Annotated in this window: 24 protein-coding genes; 16 read left to right on the top strand and 8 right to left on the bottom strand. The window is 54.9% G+C overall.

Features of this window, described 5'->3' with window-relative positions; genetic code table 11:
- Window positions 1-5: 5 nt before the first annotated feature.
- Window positions 6-1205, bottom strand: coding sequence for a radical SAM family heme chaperone HemW (gene hemW, locus GQR90_RS17470; RefSeq protein WP_158775183.1), 1200 nt, complete (start codon window positions 1203-1205; stop codon window positions 6-8).
- Window positions 1205-1825, bottom strand: a complete 621-nt coding sequence (gene rdgB, locus GQR90_RS17465) for an RdgB/HAM1 family non-canonical purine NTP pyrophosphatase (RefSeq protein ID WP_158775182.1) — start codon at window positions 1823-1825, stop codon at window positions 1205-1207. Before rdgB ends, hemW begins: the two co-directional genes overlap by 1 nt.
- Before the next feature lie 484 nt (window positions 1826-2309).
- Between rdgB and GQR90_RS17460 the strand changes: the two genes are divergently transcribed.
- The 7 genes from GQR90_RS17460 (at window position 2310) to GQR90_RS17430 (ending at window position 8285) form a co-directional block, all read left to right on the top strand.
- Complete coding sequence (locus tag GQR90_RS17460; RefSeq protein ID WP_158775181.1) at window positions 2310-2969, top strand: LuxR C-terminal-related transcriptional regulator; 660 nt, start codon at window positions 2310-2312, stop codon at window positions 2967-2969.
- A 557-nt stretch (window positions 2970-3526) separates the two neighbouring features.
- Entirely contained in the window at window positions 3527-4210 is a 684-nt protein-coding gene (locus tag GQR90_RS17455) for a LuxR C-terminal-related transcriptional regulator (protein ID WP_158775180.1), read from the top strand.
- A gap of 5 nt (window positions 4211-4215) precedes the next feature.
- A complete protein-coding gene (locus GQR90_RS17450; RefSeq protein ID WP_158775648.1) occupies window positions 4216-4719 on the top strand; it encodes a CsgE family curli-type amyloid fiber assembly protein in 504 nt (167 codons plus the stop codon).
- Between the two features lie 79 nt (window positions 4720-4798).
- Entirely contained in the window at window positions 4799-5212 is a 414-nt protein-coding gene (locus GQR90_RS17445) for a curli assembly protein CsgF (RefSeq protein ID WP_158775179.1), read from the top strand.
- A gap of 28 nt (window positions 5213-5240) precedes the next feature.
- The gene (locus GQR90_RS17440; RefSeq protein ID WP_158775178.1) at window positions 5241-6077 is read left to right on the top strand and encodes a CsgG/HfaB family protein; all 837 of its coding nucleotides are present in this window, start codon (window positions 5241-5243) and stop codon (window positions 6075-6077) included.
- A 350-nt stretch (window positions 6078-6427) separates the two neighbouring features.
- A complete protein-coding gene (locus GQR90_RS17435) occupies window positions 6428-6916 on the top strand; it encodes a hypothetical protein (RefSeq protein ID WP_158775177.1) in 489 nt (162 codons plus the stop codon).
- Between the two features lie 259 nt (window positions 6917-7175).
- Window positions 7176-8285: a hypothetical protein gene (locus GQR90_RS17430; RefSeq protein ID WP_158775176.1), complete on the top strand. Its 1110-nt coding sequence runs from the start codon at window positions 7176-7178 to the stop codon at window positions 8283-8285.
- Between the two features lie 133 nt (window positions 8286-8418).
- Here the strand turns inward: GQR90_RS17430 and GQR90_RS17425 are convergent, their stop codons facing one another.
- The 6 genes from GQR90_RS17425 to GQR90_RS17400 all read right to left on the bottom strand — a co-directional run bounded on the left by GQR90_RS17425 (window position 8419) and on the right by GQR90_RS17400 (window position 15497).
- Window positions 8419-8832, bottom strand: coding sequence for a hypothetical protein (locus GQR90_RS17425; RefSeq protein WP_158775175.1), 414 nt, complete (start codon window positions 8830-8832; stop codon window positions 8419-8421).
- A gap of 123 nt (window positions 8833-8955) precedes the next feature.
- Window positions 8956-10530: a bifunctional aminoglycoside phosphotransferase/ATP-binding protein gene (locus GQR90_RS17420; protein WP_158775174.1), complete on the bottom strand. Its 1575-nt coding sequence runs from the start codon at window positions 10528-10530 to the stop codon at window positions 8956-8958.
- Window positions 10531-10689: 159 nt separating this feature from the next.
- On the bottom strand, window positions 10690-11982 hold the full coding sequence (gene hemL, locus GQR90_RS17415) for a glutamate-1-semialdehyde 2,1-aminomutase (protein WP_158775173.1): 1293 nt from the start codon (window positions 11980-11982) through the stop codon (window positions 10690-10692).
- 283 nt (window positions 11983-12265) lie between these two features.
- Window positions 12266-13159: a bifunctional hydroxymethylpyrimidine kinase/phosphomethylpyrimidine kinase gene (gene thiD / locus GQR90_RS17410; RefSeq protein ID WP_158775172.1), complete on the bottom strand. Its 894-nt coding sequence runs from the start codon at window positions 13157-13159 to the stop codon at window positions 12266-12268.
- Window positions 13160-13162: 3 nt separating this feature from the next.
- Complete coding sequence (gene hemJ / locus GQR90_RS17405) at window positions 13163-13594, bottom strand: protoporphyrinogen oxidase HemJ (protein ID WP_158775171.1); 432 nt, start codon at window positions 13592-13594, stop codon at window positions 13163-13165.
- A gap of 151 nt (window positions 13595-13745) precedes the next feature.
- Window positions 13746-15497 (bottom strand): chloride channel protein, encoded by a 1752-nt coding sequence (locus GQR90_RS17400; RefSeq protein ID WP_158775647.1) that lies wholly within the window; start codon window positions 15495-15497, stop codon window positions 13746-13748.
- Window positions 15498-15727: 230 nt separating this feature from the next.
- Between GQR90_RS17400 and argC the strand changes: the two genes are divergently transcribed.
- The 9 genes from argC to GQR90_RS17355 all read left to right on the top strand — a co-directional run bounded on the left by argC (window position 15728) and on the right by GQR90_RS17355 (window position 25719).
- Window positions 15728-16771, top strand: coding sequence for an N-acetyl-gamma-glutamyl-phosphate reductase (gene argC / locus GQR90_RS17395; protein ID WP_158775170.1), 1044 nt, complete (start codon window positions 15728-15730; stop codon window positions 16769-16771).
- A gap of 175 nt (window positions 16772-16946) precedes the next feature.
- Window positions 16947-17300 (top strand): iron-sulfur cluster insertion protein ErpA, encoded by a 354-nt coding sequence (gene erpA, locus GQR90_RS17390; protein ID WP_158775169.1) that lies wholly within the window; start codon window positions 16947-16949, stop codon window positions 17298-17300.
- A gap of 249 nt (window positions 17301-17549) precedes the next feature.
- Window positions 17550-18311, top strand: coding sequence for a transporter substrate-binding domain-containing protein (locus GQR90_RS17385; protein WP_158775168.1), 762 nt, complete (start codon window positions 17550-17552; stop codon window positions 18309-18311).
- A 146-nt stretch (window positions 18312-18457) separates the two neighbouring features.
- The gene (locus GQR90_RS17380) at window positions 18458-19129 is read left to right on the top strand and encodes an amino acid ABC transporter permease (protein ID WP_158775167.1); all 672 of its coding nucleotides are present in this window, start codon (window positions 18458-18460) and stop codon (window positions 19127-19129) included.
- 80 nt (window positions 19130-19209) lie between these two features.
- On the top strand, window positions 19210-19956 hold the full coding sequence (locus GQR90_RS17375) for an amino acid ABC transporter ATP-binding protein (protein ID WP_158775166.1): 747 nt from the start codon (window positions 19210-19212) through the stop codon (window positions 19954-19956).
- Between the two features lie 1283 nt (window positions 19957-21239).
- Window positions 21240-23186, top strand: a complete 1947-nt coding sequence (gene mnmG / locus GQR90_RS17370) for a tRNA uridine-5-carboxymethylaminomethyl(34) synthesis enzyme MnmG (protein ID WP_158775165.1) — start codon at window positions 21240-21242, stop codon at window positions 23184-23186.
- Window positions 23183-23833, top strand: a complete 651-nt coding sequence (rsmG, locus tag GQR90_RS17365) for a 16S rRNA (guanine(527)-N(7))-methyltransferase RsmG (RefSeq protein WP_158775164.1) — start codon at window positions 23183-23185, stop codon at window positions 23831-23833. The genes mnmG and rsmG overlap by 4 nt, the downstream gene beginning before the upstream one ends.
- A gap of 152 nt (window positions 23834-23985) precedes the next feature.
- The gene (locus GQR90_RS17360) at window positions 23986-24753 is read left to right on the top strand and encodes a ParA family protein (RefSeq protein WP_158775163.1); all 768 of its coding nucleotides are present in this window, start codon (window positions 23986-23988) and stop codon (window positions 24751-24753) included.
- A gap of 18 nt (window positions 24754-24771) precedes the next feature.
- Entirely contained in the window at window positions 24772-25719 is a 948-nt protein-coding gene (locus tag GQR90_RS17355) for a ParB/RepB/Spo0J family partition protein (protein WP_158775162.1), read from the top strand.
- Window positions 25720-25996 lie beyond the last annotated feature (277 nt).

Raw genomic sequence — 25996 nt, 5'->3', positions numbered from 1 at the left:
ATCGTTCAAGTATCGAACATGGCCAACAGGTCATTCAGGAATAACAGTCCTTGAGGGGTAGCACATAATCGCGAGGCATCTCCACGAATAAGCCCCCGTTCACGGGCTTGCCCCAACGTCGGTTCCAGCACCTCAGGACCCAGTCCAGTAGTTCGCAGCAGAGTCGCCACACTGACACCATCAGTAAGTCGCAGGGCATTCATCATGAACTCTAGTGCCAAATCACCACGCTCAATATCTTGCTGGCCGGCAAGGAACCCGCGAGGGTCCTGCATCCTACGCAAGTAAGCATCCGGCTGACGGCTTTTCCAACGACGCTGCAAGCGTGGTAAAGCAACCGAGTCCTCATCTGCCGTTGCTTCTAGCAACGTCAGCTTGCCGTGTGCGCCTGCACCGATGCCAAGATAGTCGCCAAATTGCCAGTAATTGAGGTTGTGACGAGACCTACGCCCCTCAAGCGCATAGGCTGAAATTTCATAACGTCTGAATCCCGCTGCCTCTAACTCAGCATGGCCGTGGTCCTGAATATCCCACAACAGATCGTCTTCCGGCAGCACCGGAGGACGTGAATAGAACTCGGTATTGGGCTCTAGCGTCAGTTGATACCAGGAGAGATGACTCGGACCCAGTGCCAAGGCCCGCCGAATATCGTCCAGTGCCGTTTCCAGTGTCTGGCCCGGCAATCCATGCATCAGATCGATATTGAAGTTATCGAATCCTGCCGCGCGCGCACTGGCCACTGCACGCTCTGCTTCTTCGGCCGAGTGGATACGTCCCAGTATGCTGAGCTGCTCGGGCTGGAAGGTTTGCACTCCCAGTGATAATCGATTGATACCCGCAGCGCGATACGCCGCGAAGCGCCCCTGCTCAAGCGTGCCAGGATTGGCCTCCAGCGTGATTTCACAGTCAGCCGATAGCGTCATGCGCTCGCGGATGCCATCAAACAGCCGTTGATAGGCCATCCCACTCAACAAACTGGGTGTACCACCACCGATGAAGACGCTGTGCAATTCGCGCTGAGGCTGACCTTCAAGTAACCGCAGATCTTGATCGAGGTCCGTCAGTAAAGCAGTGACATACTCCTCTTCCGGCAAGCCTGCATCACGTCCTACGCCATGAGAGTTGAAGTCACAATAAGGACATTTACGCACACACCAAGGCACGTGAATGTAGAGCGATAACGGAGGCAGCATCTGGGCAGACATCACGCGTACTCACGCCGTTCAGAGAGCGCATCGAGTAACTGCTGCATGGCACGGCCGCGATGACTGAGACGATTCTTGGTTGCAGCATCAAGTGACGCTGCGCTCATGCCCTGCTCTGGTAGCCAGAATAGCGGGTCATAGCCAAAGCCGCCCTCGCCATCAGGCGTATTCAGTACACGCCCTTCCCAACTGGCCTGCACGATAATCGGTACCGAATCTGCTGCGTGGCGCAAATACACCAACACACACCAATAACGTGCTGTGCGCTCTATCTCCGGCACATTCTCAAGCGCAGCTAGCAAAGCGGTATTGTTATCCACATCACCCTGGCCCTGCTGCTGACGTGATGCAAAGCGCGCGGAATAAATACCGGGCTCCCCGCCAAGTGCATCCACTTCGATACCAGAATCGTCTGCCAGCGCCGGCAGCCCCGTAACAAGCGCTGCGTGGCGCGCCTTGATCAAGGCATTCTCAACGAAGGTCAGCCCTGTCTCGTCAGCGTCACTCACTCCCAGCTGCCCCTGAGGTATCAGATCTATGCCCAATGGGGCGAGCAGATGAGAAAATTCGCGCAACTTTCCAGCATTGCCGCTGGCCAGCACGAGAGAGGATGCGGACATGAATATCTCCGAGGTTGTCTTGGGAAAGGTAGCGCTACCAATGACATCAGCGCGCGACGATATAGGAGGTAATGTCACATTCTACCGCGGGAGTCCGATGCGTACACGCGAGGGGCTATTGCTGGGGGAGCTGAGATGGCTGATGCCTGCAGCCTATGAAACTCATACTTCCCACCTTGGCCTCATACCGATCAATACTCCCGATTAATCCCAGTCATCGCTCATGCCTGAACAGGATTTTCCTGTGTCTGGCGACGAATGATTCGTTTTTTTCCTCAGACTTCCACATAACAAACTGATTAATAAAGACTTTATTCTTCATCTAAAAGATTTTGGCTTTATGCCATCTAACACTATGGAGATCTGCAATCCATGGGAGATGCTTAACTAGACTGTAGAGGGTCACTGGCCAACTTCTTGATCACTCTGCTTATCAGCTTATTGATGATGAGGCAGCCCCACAATCGAACGGCGGGAGAGCCCCATGTCCTCAACGAGAATCCTGTTCGTGACGGTTCCCTCACCACAAACCGAACTTTTCGTCGATTACCTCCGCGAGCAACTACAGTGCGAAGTGGAAGCCTGCGATCGGGAGGCAACACTCCCTTCCATCCCTTGCCTGGCTTTGATCGATAGTGCTCAGTGCAATCTCTCTCAAATGACGCGCTGGGGGGGTGTCGACAAGATCGCTGCATTCAATGTTGAGCATATAGATGACGCAGTATCTTTATTATTGAACATTCCCTTCATTGGGATATTTTATCGACATGATAATTTATCCAACATCAGCAAAGGAATAGAAAAAATAATAGAAGGGGAGGTGTGGCTAACACGATACATGATGCAGACATTGATCCGACATTACCGTCAACAACAGAAAATTGCCTTCCAGCCTGTCATGGGACTTACACAGCGTGAGCTAGAGATACTGACACTGATTGCCTCGCAACAAAGCAATATCGATATTGCCCAGCGATTGATACTGAGTCAGCACACTGTCAAGTCACACCTATATAATATCTTCCGTAAGATCAGAGTCCACAACCGCCATCAGGCCATCGAGTGGGCTCACCAGCATCTGAATCTTTACATCCCCGGCAGTCATCTCATCCCGAAACATGAGGCTCAGAATCCGTACGGTTGACGTCTATCGTACGCACCGTCTAGGAGCCTGCTTGTACCAACAGCTTCGCTTCATGCGCCCTGGGCGTAGTAAGTACTTCACTTAGCAAGGTTTGGCAGGCGCTTTTTCCAATGTGCGTCGCTTTTTTAACACAGGCACTTCCCCTAGATACAAAAAAATAACTACGCTTACAAATTGGTGCCGAATAGCCACGCTTTGGTACTAGATTCATGGTACCTTTTGCTTACTCTATTTCGTGGTACAAAAATCGCAATGGTCTGGTTTTTATTACACTCTAGAGAATGACTACTAAGCCTTGCCTTTATGTATCAAAATTTACGTACTGTTTTTCCTGTTCTTTTTCCAAATCAGGTAAAAATAGGCGGGAATGGATAAACTGGTTAATTTAGCAAGTACTGATTAGAGGTTGCCTTATCTTCTCGCTCGGGTAATCCTATATAGGTGCTCAGCGCGTAATGCCCGACGTGAATGAGTACTGGCTTACAGGCTCAATCTGATCACGGTGTAGATAAGGCTCCACCAAGAAAATTGATACGACAACTCAGAGGTTTCGCACCATGATTACAGGGAATGCAATGGTGCTGCTGGTGACTGACTGCAATCCGCAGTCGGCGCTGTTTATGGATTATATTCGCCAGCAGCTTGAGTGTCAGGTGGCTTCCGCAAGCCCCGACGAAGACTACACACCCGGGCAGGCAGATAGAACGATTGTCCTGCTAGACACCGATCATGTCGATGAGGGCACGATGCAGCGCTGGGACGCAGATGCCAGCCAGGATGCCAGCGCTGAGCTGGCCGCCATCAATATCAGCGACGAAGAAGAAGCGGCCAGCCTACTGGTCAGTACTCACCTTCAAGGCGTGTTCTACCGCCAGGACAGCCTATCGCTGATCAGCAAGGGCATCGCTAAATTGCTGGAAGGCGATATGTGGATGTCTCGTCCGCTGATGACCCGCCTGCTGGATTTTTATCGCCGCCAGCAGCTCAATGCCTATCGTCCGGTCTGTGGCCTGACACAGCGTGAGGTAGAAATCATCGGCCTGCTGGGTACTGGTGCATCCAATACCGAGATCGCCGACCAGCTATTCGTGAGTGAACACACGGTCAAATCGCATCTCTACAATATCTTCCGCAAGATCAAGGTTCATAACCGTATCCAGGCAATGAACTGGGCACGCCAGAATCTGGCCATGCCTGTCTCACGTACACCGCGTGTTGCTCGTCGAGCCCAGATGTCGTGACCGGCATGGTCAGCCGCCATGCTCTCGCCTGGGGATTGACGCTCTGCTATCTGTCGACCGCCTCCGCGCAAACAGCGCCGGAGGTGGTACGACCAAAGGTATCTGTCGCCAGCGAAAATCAGGGGTCTGATGCTCAAGGCGCGGACGGTGTAGAAGTTACCCGCACGCGCCCCATGCTCAGCGATGGCCTGAGCGGGGTCATGATCGATCGCACCATGACCATGATAGGCAAAACCTTCTTCCGTCAATTCAGTCAGCAACGTCTCGATAGCCCAGTGCTGCGAAACACCTCGCTAAGCATCCATGAGCGACCTTCGGCGCGCTGGGGAAGTCTAATCTGGATAACGGAAGGCAATACCGTACTGTATGAAGCGACGCTGCCTCCCAGACTGAACGATGTCGATCTTTATGCCAGTTCAGCGGTAGCAACTGTTTCCGACCAATTTCTGCGGCGCAAGGTACTTGACGCACTGCGCAACGATCCAGACATGGCCGGTGACGAATTCTGATGTACTGCAGACCGAATCAATAATAAATGGGCTCCGGTAACGGAGACCCTAACAATAAGCAAGGGAACAGGGGAACATCATGAAGCACCAGACACTCGCCATGTCGTTGCTACTCTCGGCGATGCCGTTACATGCCGGCGAACTCATATACCAACCCATCAATCCAAGCTTTGGCGGTAATCCGCTAAATGGCAGTTACCTCCTCAACAAGGCTCAGGTTCAGGATACTCATGACGACCCTGATGCTTTCGCCTTCGATAGCCTTTCCGATACACAGCTCTTCATCAATGACCTTCGCAATAGCCTGGTCTCCGATGCCATTACCGATGCCGTCGATACTGCTGAACCTGGACGCTCAAGCGTAATAGACAGTGCTCAATTACGCATAGAGGTCGTCAGTAACGGCAATGGTGGGTTCTCCATGCAGGTCCTTGACCGCGCAACCGGAGAAACCACCGTCATCAACCTTGGTACATCAGGTAACACTTTCTGATATCGACCTCTGATGAAGGGTATCGCGAATGAAGCTGCTTTCTTCCCTGCTGGCTATTGCGGGTCTGGCGCTCTCTGGCTGCGCCCCAATGGTAGCCAACACAGATGGCTTGGCGGGTGTGCCCAGCACCTTGATGCCAAGAACCTCCACCTATAATGATCTGATCAGTCTGCCGAAACCGGCGGGGCGCATTCCTGTCGCCATCTACGATTTCCGTGATCAAACAGGCCAATATCGTCCCGCACCAGCAAGTACCTTCTCTACCGCGGTGACTCAAGGTGGTGCTGCCATGCTGAGTGCTGCACTGGCGGACTCTGGGTGGTTCATCCCGCTGGAACGCGTCGGCCTTCAGAATCTGCTGACAGAGCGCAAGATCATCCGAGCCAATCTGGAGCGTACTGGCCGCAGTAATGACCTAGAAGCATTGCAGGCCGCGAACCTACTCTTCGAGGGAGGTATCATCGCTTTTGATTCCAATGTGAGAACGGGCGGCTCTGGGGCTGAATATTTCGGCATTGGTGCCTCAGGGCAATATCAGGTTGATCAGGTGACGATCAATCTGCGTGCTGTTGATATCACTACTGGCCAGGTGATCGCCAACGTCAATACAAGCAAGACGATCTTCTCTCGTGAGCTTCGTGCTGGCGTCTATCGCTTTATCGACTTCAAGCGCCTACTGGAAGTTGAATCCGGCTATACCAACAACGAACCCGTACAGCTGGCTGTCATGTCTGCCATTGAGTCTGCTGTCATCCATCTCATCGCTCAGGGTGTAGATCGTCAGCTCTGGGCCCTGGCAGAGCCTACCGAGATGCAAGATTCAGAACTGATGGATTACCTACAGGCTCCAACGCCCATGTTGTAATGATTATCCGAACAAGAAAGTTATAAGAGACAGAACGTTATGCAAAAGGCACCTCTCAGAAGGTGCCTTTTGCATTATGGAACATACATACATACAAATATTATTAATTAGTTAAACATTCCTTCCTGGTATTAGATATCACATCCCTCATTAACTAAACCACCCGCTAACTTTATTGATTCGCACCCCACTATTCATTATTAACTTTCCACTTTTTGTCATGACCTAAAGTTAGTTTCTCCTCACTCTTGTAACCCTGAAAAGAGCTGATGGCGCACAGACTCTCGAAGATCAATAGTTAGTGCTATCCAGTATGCATGCAAGATGGACAATCAGGATGGATCTTCACCATGGTTCAAGGACACTATCAGTACCAGAGAATCTTGCAGGTAGGCCTATTCATTTCCGCCCTTTCCATCAGCCTGCTGGTAATGGCGGATGATCTAGCGATTAGTTCTGAACTTGAACATGGCCGCTCAGTGTCCTCAATCGACCAACAGGGATACTACAACTCTGCCGAAGTCTATCAACAAGGTGCCAACAATTCCTCGATGATTACTCAGCATGGATCGATAAACCGCGCGCAAACGTCACAACGCGGCAATAGTAATACAGCCCAAACGCTGCAGAGTGGCGCACAGAACGAAGCGAATATTCTCCAGCAAGGCCAGTATCACGATGCGTTGATCCTTCAGCAGGGATTTTCACAAACGGCGGCCATTCAACAAACGGGAATTGGCGGCAGTGCAGCACTGATTCAGAAAGGAAGTAGTCAAGTGCCTGTCAGCATTACTCAACAGTCGCGTGGCCGTATGCAAGTACAGGTTATTCAGCAATAGCAATAATGACATGAACAACATGCTTCGCGAGATGAATACTTACTTATCGTCTCGTTGGAATAGAAAATAAAACATTGAATTCACTGCAAGATAAATACTAAAAAACAACAACATCATGAAAATAAAAAACGATTTTGTTGTAAAGCATGGTGTGGATGATCATCGACGGGTTGATGAATAGCACCATGTGATGGGGATGTAGTACCTGCGGTTCATAATAAAAAATAAATGACATAATGATCAATACAAGGGAACACACATGAAAATCCAGATGAGCCTTCTCGCAGTCGCTATCGCTTTCTCTTCTCATGCCATGGCAGACGGCAATACCTCTGATCTCGATCAGGCCGGCTTCATGAACAATGCCGAAATTACACAGATGCCGCGTACTGGAGGCAATAGCGATAGCGAGCATCGCAGCGATGTTGACCAGGCAGGGGTTTTCAACAAAGCCACTGTCTATCAAAGCGGTGTCACCAGCAAGATCCGTATCAATCAGCTAGGCGGTGGCAATATCACACAAGCTACACAGTACGGCAGCACACAGACAGGTATTGTTGAACAGGTCGGCGCTCTGAACACCGCCAATCTCAATCAGAAGAGCTTCAAGAACGCTGCCAATATTGACCAGGCTGGTTATCGTAACCGCTCAGACTCCTGGCAGGGCGACAGTGGCCCGCAGTCCAGCGGACGCGACAATCGCCTTGCAGTAACTCAGGAAGGGGGCTTCAACACCTCCACCGCCGTCCAGAGTGGTAGCGATAGCATCGCTCGCGTGGCGCAAGCTGGCCTCATGCATGATTCCGACATTACCCAGGATGGGCTGAACAATCGTGCCAGTGTCTCTCAGGACGGTCGTTTCCATAATTCTACGGTGACTCAGACAGGCTCCATGGGCCAAGCCATCGTCATGCAGTCCGGATCACGCAGCGATTCCACTGTTACCCAGAGTGGTGATGCTCAGCGTGCCCTGGTCAATCAGGACGGTAGCTCCCATGATTCCATGGTGAAGCAGAGCGGAACGGCTAACACCGCCAAGGTCACACAAGCTGACATGCTGCAGTACTCCGATATCAGCCAGACGGGCAGCGAGAATCTGGCCATCAACAACCAGAGCGGCTACTTCAATCTGGCGATCGTCGAACAGTCCGGCACCAATAGTGACTCTCTGATTACCCAGACTGGCTACAACGACCACGCGCGCGTCCAACAGTCCGGCAGCGGTCAGTACTCCGAGGTTCTCCAGCAGGCTGGAGGCTTCATGAGCTTTGCTGCCAACCGTGCACACGTAGTGCAAGCTGGTGCAAACAACACATCCAGCGTGACCCAGACTGGTGGCGGCAATATTGCCACCGTGATGCAGTACTGATCACCCTCTGATCTCGAATAAAAAACCCCGCCTCGCGGGGTTTTTTATTCATTTTCCATGAACGAAAAGACCGCCAACAGTCACATTGGCGGTCTTTTCGTTCTCACGGGGCTTTCATCCCGTCCAAAGAGAATTACTTCTTTTCGGGTATCAGGGACTGCTCCGGGAAGGACTGACGATAACTGACGAGACTCTTGTCCACCATCTGACGTCCCTTGGCAACCTGCTGGTTCCCGTTGCTGACACGGGCCTTGCCTTTCTTGACCTGCTTGTTGCCCTTGTCGATCAGCGCCTGTCCCTTGCGAATGTTGTCTTCGCCATCATCGACGAGAGACTCACCCTTGACGACTTCCTTCTCGCCACTGGCCACCAGCGCCTTGCCGCTTTCCCAGTTATCTGCCAGCGTATCGCGAGCCTTGGCAACGGACTTGGCTTCATCGGCCTGACTACGCATCAGGTCAGCGGTGGTCGGTTGGCTGGAACACCCCGCCATGATCACGACACCAAGGGCAGTGGCAGCGGTACGTACTACAAAACTCTTGCGCATGGGAATCCCCATCAGAAGCATGTTTCTCTAGAAGACTTTCAAGCCTTGCTAACGAATACGACATGCAATGCATGAAAGAGAGACATGGCCGTTCTGTTGCCATGCCTCATGTCAGAATATTTTTCAGTGCAGACGAAGCTGCTCACGGATCAAACGGGCCAGGGTGACATTGGCATTCGGAGCCGTCGTGTCGATGTGAACCAGTTGACCATGCTCCTCTGCTGCAAAAGGCTCTCGATTGGCCAGCTGCTTGTCGAGCACCTCCAGCCCAGCCTCAGAAGCCTCTCCGCTGCGCTGACTACGCTTGATGATGCGCTGACGTAGCGTGGCGTCATCAGCCTCAAAACTGATCATCAGTACCGGTAGGCCACGAGCCTCTGCCTCATGACGCAAGCGATCGCGCTGCGCTTTCTTCAAACAGGTCGCATCAATGCAGACCGGAATCCCGGATTCCAGCAACGTGGCTGACAGGTTGGACAAACGCTCGTAGGTAGCATGCGTTGCCTCTGGCGTATAAATACCGCCATTGAGCCCGGAGCGAGTGTCATCATCGGCAGTAAAGCCATAGAGACGCTTGCGCTCCACATCGCTGCGTATCCGTACACCACCCAGCTCACGGACCATCTCTTCGGTAAAGCGACTCTTGCCACTGCCTGACACACCTACCCCGATGATCATGTAGGGGAAGCATATCTCGCTATAGCGCTCCGCCAGCCCGATGTAACGCTCGTACTCCGCCTTTACGTCAGTACGATCGGCGTCGCTTAACTCCGGTTGGTGATAGCGAATCATCGCCACCTTGGCACGAATGAGCGCACGATAAATCTTGTAGTACGGCAGCAAACGCACCAGTGAGTAGTCACCGGACAGCTCGAGATAGCGATTGAGTGCGTGATGAGCAAAAGCAGGTTCATCGCGCGCCTCGAGATCCATCACCAAAAAGGCCAGATCGCAACCTACATCATTCCAACGAAGCTCTTCGTTGAACTCGATTCCATCAAACAACAGTGCACGCCCTTCGTGACGCACCGCATTACCCAGATGAATGTCACCATGGGTTTCACGCACGAAGCCTTCCTGCCAGCGACGCTCGAATTCCGGAGTGAGGCGCTGAAAGGTTTCTGCCGTCCATTGCTGAAGCAGTCCAAGCCGGCTAATCGCCTCGTCATCATTCTCAAGGCGCGGACGAATCAACTCGAATTCATTATCGATGGTACGGCAGACCATCTGCGGGCTACCCAGATCGCTGTCACCCTGGATACGCTCGGCCTGCTCATGGAAAGCCACAAGCTGATCGACGAGATCATCCAATAGCTCCAGCGACAACTCGCCACTGGCCTGCAAGGCACTGAACAGGTGGCGATTGGAGAACTGGCGCATTTTGACCGCATATTCGAATACGGCACTCTCATCGTCGACTCGCGGCGCTTCCGGCGTACCGGAAATGGCCACCGTGTCCAGATAGAGAGAGGGCGCCAGGCGGCGGTTAAGACGCACCTCCTGCTCGCAGAGGTACTTGCGGCGCTTCAGCGTGGAGAAATCCAGGAAACTACCAAAATCGACTGGTTTCTTGATCTTGTAGGCGTAATCGCCGGTTAACACGATCCACGAAATATGGGTCTCGTGCACCTCGATATCCTTCACGGGGTGATCGAAACATCCGGCAGTGTGAAGGGCTCGAATCAGGGCCTGGCTCAAGGTCGTCTCCGCTAAGGCAAGCTGGCTATAAGGTCATTAGCGCAATCGCTATCGTTGGCGCCAAGTGTACCGGATGGTGGCCCGCTCGACAGCCTATCAGACAGGACGGAGCCAGCACTTACTCAAGGGCTGGCTCGCGCGCTAGCTCAGATACTGCTATCAGGCACTGGCAGTCATCTTTGCAAAAACCCGCTCAGCCGCGTCCAGCGTGGCTTGGATATCAGCATCACTGTGAGCCGCCGACATGAAGCCAGCCTCATAAGCAGAGGGTGCTAGATAGACACCTTCATCGAGCATACCGTTGAAGAAGGTCACGAAATCTTCCTGACGACAGCGAGTCGCTGACTGGAAATTACTCACCGCCACTTCATCCGTGAAGAAAACACCGAACATGCCGCCAGCCCGCTGGGTGACAAGACGGATGCCGGCGGCGCTGGCACGTTGCTCAAGCCCCTCACACAGCATCTCAACCTTGCGAGTCAGTTCAATATGAAAGCCCGGCACACGCAGCTTGCGTAGCAACGCCACGCCTGCGGCCATCGCCAGCGGGTTTCCTGCCAGCGTGCCGGCCTGATAGACCGGCCCCAGCGGTGATAGATGATGCATGATCTCGCGCTTGCCGCCGAAAGCGCCGACCGGCATGCCCCCCCCCACGATCTTGCCCAGGCAAGTCAGATCCGGCGTGATGCCGTAATGCGCCTGGGCACCGCCCAGTGCGACACGGAATCCCGTCATCACTTCATCAAGAATCAGCACGCTGCCGTGAGCATCGCAGACCTCGCGCAGACTCTCGAGGAAGCCGGGCAGCGGCGGAATGCAATTCATGTTACCGGCGACAGGCTCGACGATGATGCAGGCAATCTCGTCACCCAGCTCAGCGAAGCAGCGTCGCACGCCCTCCGCATCGTTGTAGTCGAGAGTCAGCGTGTGCTCAGCCAGTGACGCTGGTACCCCGGGCGAGCTGGGCTCACCGTGTGTCAACGCACCAGAGCCAGCCTTGACCAGCAGCGAGTCGGAGTGGCCGTGGTAATTACCTTCGAACTTGACGATCTTGTCTCGCCCCGTGAAACCACGCGCCAGACGAATCGCTGACATGGTGGCCTCGGTGCCCGAGTTGGTCATGCGTACCATGTCGATACTGGGCAGCATCTCGCAGATCAGTTCGGCCATCTCTGACTCGATCTCGGTCGGCGCACCAAAGGACAGGCCACTTTCGAGGCGCTGACGCACGGCTTCCAATACATCTTCATCGGCATGACCAGTAATCATCGGTCCCCAGGAGCCGACATAATCGATGTAGCGCGTGTTCTCGACGTCAAATAAATAGGCGCCCTTGGCATGATCAATGAACACCGGCGGACGATGCAGTCCCTTGAAAGCGCGAACGGGTGAGTTCACGCCACCAGGAATATGACGGCTAGCGCGTTCGAACTGGGCAGCGGACGTGGTCATGACATACCTCTTGATAAACGGCGAGCGGCACATCGGCCGCCACACAAAGAAAAAGGAAGATGTGGCGTCGCACAAGATCAAAATAACGACGTGGAAATACCGACTGTGGATAACCGCAACTCCCACTTTACCCACAACGGGTATCGGCAAAGAATAGCGTTATCGCTGCGCGGCAATCCCCTTGTGGATAAGCCATTTTCCATGATGACATTAGCTTAACGCGACTCAAGGGCGAGTTGCAGCCGATCAGACGCGCAATGCTTCAGCAACGACCACATCAGCATCAGCGCCAGGGTAGGTACTGGGCGTCTTCCAGGCTACCGCGCAGCTGATGGTCGTAACCGGCCTGAAGACTGTGCCAGGTAGCTTGCTGGGCCCCGTGCCAAGCCGACTCAAGTGACATGCCTTGCGCCAGCCGTACTGCGAGATGAGACGCCAGTGTGCAACCACTGCCATGGTAACTGCCCGGCAGTCGCGGGCAGGCAAGGGAGAGCGGAGCAACACCAGAGCGGTATAGACAATGCAGGATATCTGCGGATGGCTTATTTTCCGCCAGCCCTTCTTCAAGCAGTAACTCGCCTTCCAGTGGATCTGTGCCTGTCACCAGTACCGCACCGACGCCAAGGGCCAGTAAGCGCTCAACCTGTGCATCAGTATCGATACCTGCAGCCAGACCGCCCAATCGTGCCAATTCAGCACGATTGGGCGTGATGACATCCACGCGAGGCAGCAGCAACTCACGCGCCTGTTCCACCAACGCCTCACTGGATAACTCGCAACCGCCACCGGCCTTGAGTACTGGATCCCATATCACTGGCAGCATCGGCCAGCGTGACCGAAACTCCTCAAGCAGCGTCACCGTCGCAGTCAGTGCTTCATGGCTGGCGAGCAGGCCAATCTTGATGGCCTGTAGCGTGAAGTCGTCTGCAAGACTCCGCGCCATGCTCAATATCGACTCGCCAGGCTGAGGCAGCACTGCCTGCACATTGCAGGAATTCTGCACCGTAAGCGCGGTAGGCACCGTCAGCGCCCAACCGCCACCAGCACGGATCGCCTCGCTATCAGCAATCAATCCGGCTCCACCGCTAGGGTCATGTCCAGCCAATACCAGCACGATGGGCGGTACTAGAACCCTCTCATCGGACTGACCAGAGATCACCGCTGTGCGCAATGTCATCGATCAGAAAGGTTTGACGATGACGCAGATGACGATCACTACCAGCATGAGCACCGGCACTTCATTGAAGATACGGAAGTAACGCGAGGTCTTGTTGCAGCTATCAGCCGCCAATCGCTTCAGATACAGACCACATGCGTGATGATAACCGACCAGCAAGACCACCATGAGCAGTTTGAGGTGCATCCAACCCATGCTCATGTAGGCCGGCACTATTGTCAGCAACCAGATACCCAGCGCCAGCGTGACGACCATCGACGGCATCATGATGCCACGGTAAAGCTTGCGCTCCATGGTCTTGAAATAGCTGATCGCTTGCTGGTCACCGGCATCACGCGCTTCGACGTGATAGACAAACAGGCGCGGCAGATAAAAGAGGGCGGCAAACCAGGTCACTACGGCAATCAGATGGAAAGCCTTGATCCACTCGTACATGGGATAACTCCGTCAGTCAGGGGCGGAAAGGTCAGAAAGGAACAGGTCAGGAAGAACCGTTACGGCCGAGCATGACAAGGTGCCATGTTCAGTACCTGCCGCCTATGCGGTATCAGGTCACAGGCCTTGAGGCATCGAAAACTGCACCCATTCAAGGGGTATAACGATAGTAACTCTCGATGGCATCCCGCGTGATGATACCGGAAATCTTGCGGATCATCGGTGCAGTGGTGTGCTCCACATACAAGGCATCAATATTGGTAGGCAATAGCCGCTCATAAGCTTCAGACAGCGTGGCTTGCAAGTGAATGGGGGCAAGATCGAGACGCTGAGCCGGTATTTCGAGTAGATCGAGCTCCGCGTGTCCACTCCAATGCTCATCCATCAATACACGCACCAGATCCGCTGCCGGCAGAGCCACCATCGGCTTTTCAGGTGTCGAACGCGTGACCACCAGCCATACCGGCTTGCTGTCGAGTACGACTTGCGCGCGCTCACGGCTGATGAGCCGCGGCACACTCACCACCGAACGCTCCATCACGGCAGGCACCGCCACACGTGATAACGCCTGCATCAATGGCTGTTGCAGAGGATGTAGTCCCTGCGCAGTCAGCGTCGAGATGAAAAACCCCTGACAGTGGAAAAGCTGGCGGCTGGTCAGACCGGCCACGACCACTGCCAACATACCAGGCAAAATGATGGTCGGTGAATGAGTCAGCTCCAGTAGAGCCATCAATGCTGCCAGCGGTGCCTGCAAGACCGCACCCATCATGGCTGCCATGCCTAACAAGGCATACAGTGCAATATCGGAAGCCTGATCTGGCATCAACCAGCCCCCTAGCATCCCCATCAAGGCACCCGCTGCAGCTCCTGCCACCACGACCGGTCCGATGATGCCGATCGGCACACCACATGCCACGCACAATGCCGATAGCACTAGCTTGCCTACGACCAATGCCAGCAGCACGTCCAACGCCAGCTGGCCATCCAGTAGCTGGGCCAGGCTGTCGTAACCAATGCCCTGCACCTGTGGATACCACCAGGCAACGCCTGCGGTCGTGACACCGACCAACGCCATGCGCATCCACCAGGGAATGCGGGCGGCAAGTGCCTGCTGGCGTGCAAGGTGTACGAAGCTGCCCGCCAACACGCCAATGACCAGCGCTGTAATCACGACCCAAGGGAGATCGAGAAGCGAGTGCAACAGCAGCGAGGGCACCGCGAAGGCCGGCGCTGAGCCATAGAATATCTGGGAGACTACAGCGCCAGCGGTAGAGGCCAGAATCACTGGCATGAAGCCGGTCAAGGTGTACTCCATCATCACCACTTCCATGGCAAAGATGACCCCGGCTATCGGCGTATTAAAGGAAGCTGAAATACCGGCCGCCGTGCCACAGGCAACCAGGACGCGCAAACTGTTGTTAGGCAGCTTAAGCCGCTCGCCAATCCAGCTTGACGCGCCCGCACCAAGATGGATCGCAGGCCCCTCACGACCAGCAGATAGCCCGCCGAGAACACTCACGACACCCACGACCACCTGATTGAGCCAGCCACGTAATGGCATCTTGCCCTGATGATAGGTGAGACGCTCAATGACGTGCCCGATGCCCAACTTGCGCTGAGCTGGTGGCTGGCGGCCAAGCACAATGCCAATGACCAGAACGGCCAGCAGTGGCAACAGCGCCCGCACCCATGGATCAAGGCCCTCGAAGTTTTCCGGATTGTCATTGGGCATGAAGCCCAATGCCCCCGCGCTGAGCAGCAAGCGGAAGCCAACCATCAATGAGCCGGTCAGTAGTCCCGCGATAAGCCCCAGCAAACACAGCTGAGGAAGCGCATCGACAGCGGCGAGCTTGCGTCGAAAATTATCGAGGCTAGGGTGGGGCAGGTGCGGGCGCGTCAGGCGTGACACTCACGACTCCTTGGGTGCACAGTCAGTTGCATCGGGACATCCGTGTCGGCAGCGCATTACTGCCCGCCTGACACCTTGTGTATCATATCGACTGCGGCTCGTCGCGACCGTGCACATTACGACACCCCGGGGAGAACATAACGCAACGCCCTGGCACGACTGCGCTGGCACACGCCATTATCACGCATCAACAGGACACCGCTCGAAGGCGGGGAGGCAGCATGATCAAGGTAGGTATCGTCGGCGGTACGGGGTACACAGGGGTAGAGCTTCTCAGATTGCTGGCCAGCCATCCGCAGGTCGAGGTCACCGTGATCACCTCACGCAGCGAGAAGGGGATGCGTGTCGACGAGATGTACCCGAATTTACGCGGCCATTACGACACGCTCGCCTTCAGCGAACCGAATCCCGAGACACTGGCCGCTTGTGACGCCGTGTTCTTCGCGACCCCACATGGCGTCGCCCACGCATTGGCAGGCGATCTGCTGGCACGTGGCACGCGTGTGATCGATCTCTCAGCCGACTTCCGCATCAAGAACGCTGACGTATGGGCAGAGTGGTACGGCCAGCCTCACGGTGCCCCGGAACTTCTCGGTGAAGCTGTCTATGGGCTACCGGAAGTCAATCGCGATGCCATCCGGGAAGCACGTCTGATCGCGGTCCCGGGCTGCTATCCGACCTCCGTACAACTGGGGCTGATCCCGCTGTTGGAAGCGGGTCTGATCGACACCCACAACATCATCGCCGACTGCAAGTCAGCCGTGTCAGGTGCAGGACGTGGTGCCAAGGTGGGTTCTCTGCTGTGCGAAGCCGGTGAATCCATGAAGGCTTATGGTGCTTCTGGGCATCGTCATCTGCCGGAAATCACCCAAGGATTGGATTTGGCCGCTGGCAGCGCGGTGGGCCTGACGTTCGTGCCACATCTGACGCCGATGATTCGGGGCATTCACTCCACGCTTTATCCGCGTCTGACAAACTTCTCCGGCACACTGGAAGACCTGCAAACGCTGTTCGAGCAACGCTACGCCGATCATCCGGCCGTCGATGTGATGCCACTGGGTAGTCATCCAGAAACCCGCAGCGTACGCGGCACCAACATGTGCCGGCTCGCGCTGCATCGTCCGGGGGGTGGTGACACACTCGTGGTATTGTCGGTGATCGACAATCTGGTCAAGGGCGCTTCAGGACAGGCGATTCAAAACCTCAACCTGATGTTTGGTCTAGATGAAATGATGGGAATCGGCGCACCTGCCATGATGCCCTGAAGCCCTGAAGCCCATCATCGGCCTCATCTGCAGCACATGGGATGCTGATACAAACTCACACGGACAAAGTTGACCCTTTTACTCGGAAATAGGGATAATGGGCGGCAATCCGTTTCATCTCCCGAGTCGGGTATCCATTCGGTGCCCGACCTCCGACTCCTCTCAGGAGGCCCGCATGAGCGAAGCACAAAGCTTCATCCCCACGCCGCTGTTTCTGTCCGGGGCCGCCAGTGCCCGGATCGCGGCGCTGCGTGCGGAAGAGGCCAACCCAGAGCTACGCCTCAGAGTCTATGTCACCGGCGGCGGCTGTTCCGGCTTCCAGTACGGTTTCGATATCGCCACTGATCTCAGCGACGACGATACCGTCGTCGAACTGGGCGAAGCAGCCATCGTGATTGACCCACTGTCCTATCAGTATCTAGTGGGTTCAACCATTGATTACGAGACAGGCCTGGCTGGCGCCCGCTTTCTTATCCAGAACCCCAACGCCACCAGTACTTGCGGCTGCGGCTCCTCCTTCATGGTGTAGAAAGCCCCTCTGAGCACTCTCAGTGCCGCAAAGCATCACCCCCAACGCCCTCGTTTCGGTCATCCCGAAGCGGGGGCGTTCTTTTATTGACCTTTCGTTGGGATACCCCTTATTCATCAAGGCATTAGCTTTTCCGATGACACGAGACATAGGTCGCACGCCTCCATTGCCATACTTGACGGGGAGCTATTGGTCTGGCCAATCTAAAAGCGCTACATCCTAAAATCCAAATATAAGAGGACGATGTTCATGCGCAGATCCCACCTGCTGGCTTCACTGACCGGGCTTGCCGCGGCGACACTACTTGCCGGCACGGCTCAGGCCGTCACCTTGAAAGCTGCAACTGATCCCAGTTTTGTCCCCTTCGAAATGCTCGATCAGGACAGTGGCGAAATGGTCGGCTTTGATATCGATATTCTGGCGGCTATCGGCAAGCGTGCCGGTTTCGATATCGACCTCAAGACCATGGATTTCAATGGCATCATCCCCGCAGTACAAACCGGTAGTGTCGATGTTGCCATCGCTGGTATCACCATTACCGATGCTCGCGAGAAGATCGTCGATTTCACCCAGCCCTACTATGACTCCGGTCTTCGCATCCTGACATCTGCCAACAATGCCGAGATCAAGGACTTTGATGACCTCGAAGGCAAGAAGATCGGTACCAAGATTGGCTCTACCAGCTATGACTACCTGAAGACCAATCTCGACGATGCCACTGTAACGCCTTACCCGGGCAGCTCTGACATGTACATGGCACTGATGTCCGGAAGCGTGGATGCCGTCTTCTATGACGCGCCCAACGTCGGCTATTTTGCCAAGACCAAGGGTAACGGTCGGGTCAAGACCGTTGGACCGCTCTACGAGGGCCAGCAGTACGGCATTGCGTTCAGGCAAGGCAGCGAGTGGACTGAAGCCGCGAACAAGGCACTGGCCGAGATGAAGACGGACGGCAGCTATGCCGAAATCTACCAGAAATGGTTCGACGCGCTTCCCGCAGACGGCCAATAAGGCCTACGCCTTTTAGCACTGCCTTCCGTCACTTTTCTCTTACCATTCAAGTATCGTCGTTGCCTCACAGCGACGATGCCTGTCTGTATGACTCTTGCGCCCTGTATGTTGCGTGGGCGTGAGAACATCGCGTCAAGGAGCCCGACGTGGACGTTCAGTTCCAGTTTGACTGGCAAGCGGCATTCAATTCGCTGCCGTTTCTGCTTGAGGGCATTCCCTGGACCCTCGCCATTTCCTTCGGTGGTCTTGCCATCGGCTTCGTGCTCGGCATCCTGTTTGGTCTGCTGAGCCTGTCTCCTAGCCGCTTGTTACGCTGGGTGGCGACTGCCTATATCGAAATCTTCCGCGGCACCCCCGTACTGGTGCAGGTGCTCTTCATCTTCTACGGCCTGCCGCAGATCATCGGCGGTCCCATTGATGCTCTCACCGCCGGTATCGCCGCCATCGCGCTCAACTCGGCAGCCTATATCTCGGAAATAGTGCGCGGCGGCGTTCAATCGATCGCCCGTGGTCAACGTGAGGCAGGGCTGTCGCTAGGGCTATCAGCTCCCCAGACCTTCCGCTACATCATCTGGCCGCAAGCTCTGCGCCGCATGATCCCTGCCCTTGGTAACCAGGGCATCGTCTCCATCAAGGACACGTCATTGTTCTCGGTGATCGGGGTCGGTGAGCTGGTTCGCCAAGGGCAGATCTACATTGCGACGACCTTCAATGCATTGGAAACCTACTTCATGGTTGCCATGCTGTATCTGATCATCACCATGAGCCTGTCCTTTGGATTGCGGATGCTTGAGCGGCGTGGGCTGGTAGGGCAATGACGCGATATCTGCCTTGCCTATCCCTCTACAACCTCGCTTCCCGCCACCCATGCGGCACGCCTAGCGGCAAGGAGTAACTCATGACTGCCATCGTGCACATAAACAAGATCAACAAGCATTTCGGTAGCCTGCATGTTCTCAAGGATATCGAGCTGGATGTCGCTGTCGGTGAGGTCGTCGTGATCATCGGTGCCAGCGGCTCCGGCAAGTCAACACTCATTCGCTGTGTGAACGGACTGGAGGCCTTTCAAGCAGGAGGTATCGAGGTCGATGGCCATGCACTTACCCCGTACGGCAAGAGCCGAAGTGGCCTCAAGGCAGTACGTACCGAAGTTGGCATGGTCTTTCAGCAGTTCAATCTGTTCCCCCACATGAAGGTACGCGACAACGTAAGCCTGGCGCCGATCAAAGTGCGTGGCACTGATCGCTGCGCTGCCGAGAAACAAGCCAACGCGCTCCTTGAGCGGGTCAACATCCTGGAGCAGGCTGACAAGTATCCTGGGCAACTTTCCGGTGGCCAGCAGCAGCGGGTGGCGATTGCACGCTCACTGGCGATGGAGCCACGCCTGATGCTGTTCGATGAGCCTACTTCAGCACTCGATCCCGAGATGATTGGTGAGGTTCTCGACGTCATGCGCGAGCTTGCCCGTGAAGGTATGACAATGATGATCGTGACTCATGAGATGAGCTTTGCTCGTGAGGTCGCTGATCGAATCATCTTCATTCATCAAGGCACTATCGTGGAGCAAGGAACACCTGAAGAGATTTTCGATCATCCGCAACATCCTCGTACCCAAAGCTTCCTCGCACGCGTTCTCAAGCACTAGGATATTGAAAGATAGAGAGCACCAAGAGACGCGAGGTCATGCCCCGATCCCAGGATCGGGGCATTTTTTTGGACATGAACAGCACCATCTCCGTGTGACGGGGACATATCACATGAATATTTTCGTTTTTTAAAAAATATTTTTCGTATTTTCGACTGATAAAAACGAACAAACACATGCCGACCTCTTCGCCTATCGTCACGCGCTGGAAGGTATTCCTGACTGCTGACTAGCCGATAACCGGTAAAACCTCATCGCTTGGCCTCATCAAAAGAGACATCCATCGGCCCCTATTCAGGATACGAAGCTGGTAAAGCACACGCACGGTATTGGTTATTCACGTGGAATATTTCCACTTCCGTAGATATTTCGTGCTCAGGTACCTAAAAACTGTCCACAAAAGGGGGCTCGTCGCCAAACAGGCACCATTCAAGCGCTCTACAGCATTTCACTCACGGGTTATCCCATGACTATCTACAGGCTTTGATACCCAAAGGAAAAGTCATTTGCCTCTGTGGACATTTTGCGGCATTATCCGCGGCCGTCTTGACGTTAGCCCATGCAGCACTAGGGGTTGTGGGTAAATGGCTCACTTGTGCACAGCAGGGCAGAAAAGTCGGGTATCAACACGGTATGAATCAGGGGATAATTCGGGCTGTGGACAAAGTGGCATTTCATCCACAGGAAGCCACCGGTGGCGTCCTCAGGTAGCCCTCATTTTCTCCCCAGGTATATCAACACCCTAACTTCATGTTTTTAAAGCGATAAAGTCGATTTCCCACTGATTTTGTCCACAACAGTAATTACAGCATCAACAGAACCCCTTCTTCTTTTCTTTATATAATCTTGTTATCCGGTAAACCAAGGGCTTAGGTCAAAGTCCTCTTGAGCGTCGATCCCATCCCTGCGATGCACGGCCGTTCGGGATAACGAACACCGAGATGGACACTCCGCCGCAACGGCAAATCCACTTCGAGCGCTGCCAGCTCACGTGCTATCCGACGGTTGACCGATTGGTGCGCTACAGGCACCGTGGCGAGCATTCCAAACGCCTCGGCCTCGTCAGGCGGTTGTGGAAAACTCCTGACGGTTACCCACAGCCGGTTTATACTGTGCGGCCCAGACGTCATCCCGATTCTGCCCATGAGCTCCCTGACCAAGGTCGAGCCAGCTGCATCGACGGCGATCATTCATCCGTCACTGCCGGGTCTGGCCGTTTTGCCTGATCTGCACTGCGCAGACATCGCTTCATTCTCAAGTTTTGTGATACCCGAGGTGCCAACGTGGATTACCCGAACCGCTTTGACGTGATCGTCATCGGCGGCGGTCATGCCGGTACGGAAGCCGCACTGGCTGCTGCCCGCATGGGACGCCAGACCCTGCTGCTGACCCATAACATCGAGACGCTGGGCCAGATGTCCTGCAATCCCGCCATTGGCGGGATTGGCAAGAGTCATCTGGTCAAGGAAATTGATGCGCTAGGCGGTGCGATGGGCCTGGCGACCGACATGGCGGGTATCCAATTCCGCACCTTGAATGCCCGCAAGGGCCCTGCGGTACGTGCTACCCGTGCTCAAGCAGACCGAGCGCTGTACAAGGCCGCCATTCGCAGTCAGTTGGAAAATCAGGAAAATCTGACGCTATTCCAGCAAGGCGCTGAAGATCTGATTGTCGAGGGCGATACCGTGCGCGGTGTGGTTACCCAGACAGGTATTCGCTTTCATGCCACCACGGTGGTGCTGGCGACCGGTACGTTCCTTGGTGGAATCATTCATATCGGCCTGGATAACCACGCAGGAGGTCGCGCAGGGGATCCGCCGGCCAATGGCTTGGCCGCTCGACTTCGTGAGCTACCGTTCCGGGTCGATCGCCTCAAAACGGGGACTCCGCCGCGCATCGATGCCAAGAGCGTCGATTTCAGCGTGATGGAAGCGCAGCCTGGTGATACACCGCGTCCGGTGATGTCCTACATGGGCAGCCGTGAGCTGCACCCAGAGCAGGTCAACTGTTACATCACTCATACCAATGAGCGCACTCACGAGATTATTTTTGCCAATCTTGATCGTTCGCCAATGTATTCCGGTGTGATCGGTGGCGTCGGGCCGCGTTATTGCCCCTCCATCGAGGACAAGGTTCATCGCTTCGCCGACAAGAACAGCCATCAGGTATTCATTGAGCCGGAAGGCCTAAATACCCATGAGTTGTATCCCAATGGCATCTCCACTTCGCTGCCCTTTGATACGCAGCTTGAGGTGGTTCGTTCGATTCGTGGCATGGAAAACGCCCATATCACGCGGCCTGGCTACGCTATCGAATACGATTTCTTCAATCCTCAGGATCTGCTGCACTCTCTTGAGACTCGCTTCGTCAAGAATCTGTTCTTTGCAGGGCAGATCAACGGCACCACTGGTTACGAAGAAGCGGGCGCCCAGGGGTTGCTGGCCGGCGTAAATGCGGCCCTCCGTGCTACAGATGACGAGGCTTGGCATCCGCTGCGTAATGAGGCATACACCGGTGTGATGGTTGATGACCTGATTACGCTCGGAACGCGCGAGCCATACCGCATGTTCACGTCACGTGCTGAATATCGTCTGTTACTGCGTGAAGACAATGCTGACCTGCGCCTGACCGAGAAGGGTCGCGAGCTCGGCTTGATCGATGATGCACGCTGGGCCGCTTTTGAAGCCAAGCGTGATGCCATCTCTCGTGAGACGACACGCCTGGAAAGTACCTGGCTGACACCTTCGAGCCCTGAGCTGGCTCCATTGACGGATAAGCTGAGCTCACCGCTCAAGCGCGAAGCGAGTCTGATGGAGCTACTCAAGCGTCCGGAACTTGAATACCCAGACGTGGCCAGTCTCAAGGGCCAAGGTGTCGAGGATTGGCGTATCGCCGAGCAGGTACAGATCACGGCCAAATACGCCGGTTATATCCAGCGACAGCAGGAAGAGATCGACCGCCTTCGTCGTCACGAGAATACCGCTCTGCCGGAGGGGATCGATTACGACACGGTGGATGGGTTGTCCAACGAGATTAAGCAGAAACTTAATGAAGCGCGGCCAGTCACCTTGGCACACGCGGGGCGTATCTCAGGTGTCACACCCGCGGCAGTTTCTATCCTGTTGATTCACATGAAAAAGCGCCAGCTTCTCAAGACAGATGCCAGCGTCGATGCTGAGCGTGAAGAAGCTGCTGCAGCCCTCGCAACTGATACTGGTACTGTGCAATGAGCCACACGCTTAACGAGACCCAGCTCACGCGTTGTGGCCAGTTGCTGAGCCAAGGCGCACAGACGCTCGAGATTGACCTGAGCGATGAGCAACATGCTCAGCTGATGACCCTGTTGGTGCTGTTGCACAAGTGGAATCGCGCCTATAACCTCACCGCGGTGCGTGAGCCGGAAGCGATGGTGACGCGCCATCTGCTCGACAGTCTCAGTGTGCTGCCGTATATAAAGGGGCCGCGCCTGCTGGATGTCGGTGCTGGCCCTGGCCTGCCGAGTATCGTGATCGCTATCATGCGGCCCGATATCGAGGTCGTACCATTGGATTCAAATGGCAAGAAAGTCCGCTTCCAGATTCAGGCCGGACATGAGCTGAGTCTGAAGAATCTGCATCCGACTCAGGTACGTATCGAAGCTTATGATGGTGCACCTTTCGAGCAAATCATCTCGCGGGCCTTTGCGGATACTGATGCTTTTGTCAATCTGTCAGCGTCTGTATTGGCCGAGAATGGCGAATGGTTAGCCATGAAAGGACGCGTGCCAAAAGATGAAATTGCGCGACTGCCACAGGGCGTGTCGCTGATCGAGACATTGCGGCTAGCAGTACCGGGCGAGGAAGGTGAACGTCATCTTCTGCGTCTGCAGCGTGATTGATTCAGCGATACAAGACGTGCGCAGGGATTGTGCCGAGCGTAAAAGGTAGGCAGCCTGAAGCTCTTCATGAAAGACAGATCACTGTTCTGTCTTTCATGAACATGTAGCTGGTGCCACTGGCCCCGCTTCTCAAGGAACCAAGGAAGTCGCTCGTGACCAAGATCATCGCGCTGACCAACCAGAAAGGTGGCGTCGGCAAAACCACCACGGCCGTCAACCTAGCGGCTTCGCTGGCGGCGCTCGATCGCCGCGTTCTGTTGATCGATCTCGATCCGCAGGGCCACGCCACCATGGGCAGTGGTATCGACAAGCACGATCTCGAAGGCAGTGTGCTGGATGTACTGTTGGGAGACTTGCGTGCCAGTGATGTCATTCTCGATTGTCCTGACGCCGGCTATGCGTTATTGCCCGGCAATGGTGATCTGACCGCCGCTGAAGTCAATCTACTGTCTGTTGAAGGTCGAGAGCGTCGTCTCAGCGAGGCCCTTGCGCCCATCGCTGGTGAGTACGACGTAGTATTGATCGACTGCCCGCCCTCTCTGAACATGCTGACAGTCAATGCGCTGACAGCTGCGCATGGCGTATTGATTCCGTTGCAGTGCGAATTCTATGCATTGGAAGGGCTGTCAGCATTGCTGGATACCGTCGAGCAAATTCAGGCTAATGTAAATCCAGCCCTTGATGTGTTTGGTATCGTGCGCACCATGTATGACGCGCGTAATAGTCTGACTCGCGATATTAGCAAGCAACTTTCCGATTACTTTGGCGATACCCTGATCAAAGCCACTATTCCACGCAATGTACGGGTAGCCGAGGCGCCAAGTCATGGGCTGCCGGTGACCAAGTATGCGCGTCTGTCCCGTGGCAGCCAGGCATATCGGGTACTCGCCAAGGAATTGATTCGTCGTCTCTCGCTGTAACTTTACCGAGGAAGGTCCATGACGCGTAAGCGTGCCCTGGGAAAGGGCCTGGATGCCCTGATTGGCGCCGGAAGCCGTCGCCGCCATGCCGAAATCGATATTGAGGCAGCTGGCGGTGCTACTGCTGATGCATCGCTGGAAGTCTCGCATGCCACTGAAACGGTAGACTCGACTGTCGCGATGCCAGACGAGCGCCTCGAGCGTTTACCACTGGCACAGTTGCAACGTGGCAAGTATCAACCGCGGCGTGATATCCAGCCAGATGCGCTTGAAGAGCTGGCGGATTCCATTCGTGCCCAAGGTGTCATGCAGCCCATCGTGGTACGTCCGGTGGGTGGAGGGCGCTACGAAATTATTGCCGGTGAACGTCGTTGGCGTGCATCGCAGTTGGCCGAGTTGGATACCATTCCCGCGGTTATTCGTGAAGGTATCAGTGACGAGGTTGCATTAGCCCTGGCGCTGATCGAGAACATACAGCGCGAGAATCTCAATCCAGTCGAAGAGGCGATGGCGCTCAAGCGTTTGATTGAAGAGTTTGAGCTGACTCAGCAGCAAGTTGGAGATGCTGTCGGCAGGTCACGCGCCCAGGTCACCAATTTGCTGCGCTTGCTGACGCTGGAAGAGGAGGTTCAGACGTTACTGGAACGAGGTGAGCTGGACATGGGCCATGCCCGCGCCTTGATCGGCCTCAGCCCGGCACGTCAGCGTAAGCTGGCACACGACGTTGTGGAGCGTGAGCTGACGGTGCGCCAGACCGAGGCGTTGGTGAAGAGTGTTCAGCAAGGCGAGCAGGCCAAGGCAATACCGACTCGTCCCGATGCTGATATCCAGCGCCTTGAGACGAGCCTTTCCGAACAGCTCGGAGCTGCCGTCAGTATCCGTCACGGCAAGAGTGGCAAGGGAAAGGTCACCATCTCCTATACCAGTCTCGATGAACTGGACGGTATTCTCGGCCACATCAAGTGATTATCGATGTGGATCTGTAGTCTTTGCCCAGAAAAGTTCAGTCGTGATGCTTTCGCGCTTCTGTGACTTATTGTCGCAGGGGCGCGAAACGTATCTGTATACCGGTCTTATATGAAGGCTTGGAAAAAACCGAGTTGTGATTGGCGCAACCCTTGGTCGCTCGCTGTGCAAGTGACTGTCAACGTAAGCCAACTGTCATCTGTTTCCTGCAAGATAGTGAGGCTTTGGTCGTAAGCTTGCGAAAGATCAAGGAATTTAGCGTGCAGTTTGGTTGATG

The organism is Cobetia sp. L2A1 (assembly GCF_009796845.1).
Lineage (GTDB): Bacteria > Pseudomonadota > Gammaproteobacteria > Pseudomonadales > Halomonadaceae > Cobetia.
The sequence above is the reverse complement of the archived record's forward strand: the minus strand, read 5'-3'. Positions and strand labels throughout refer to the sequence as shown.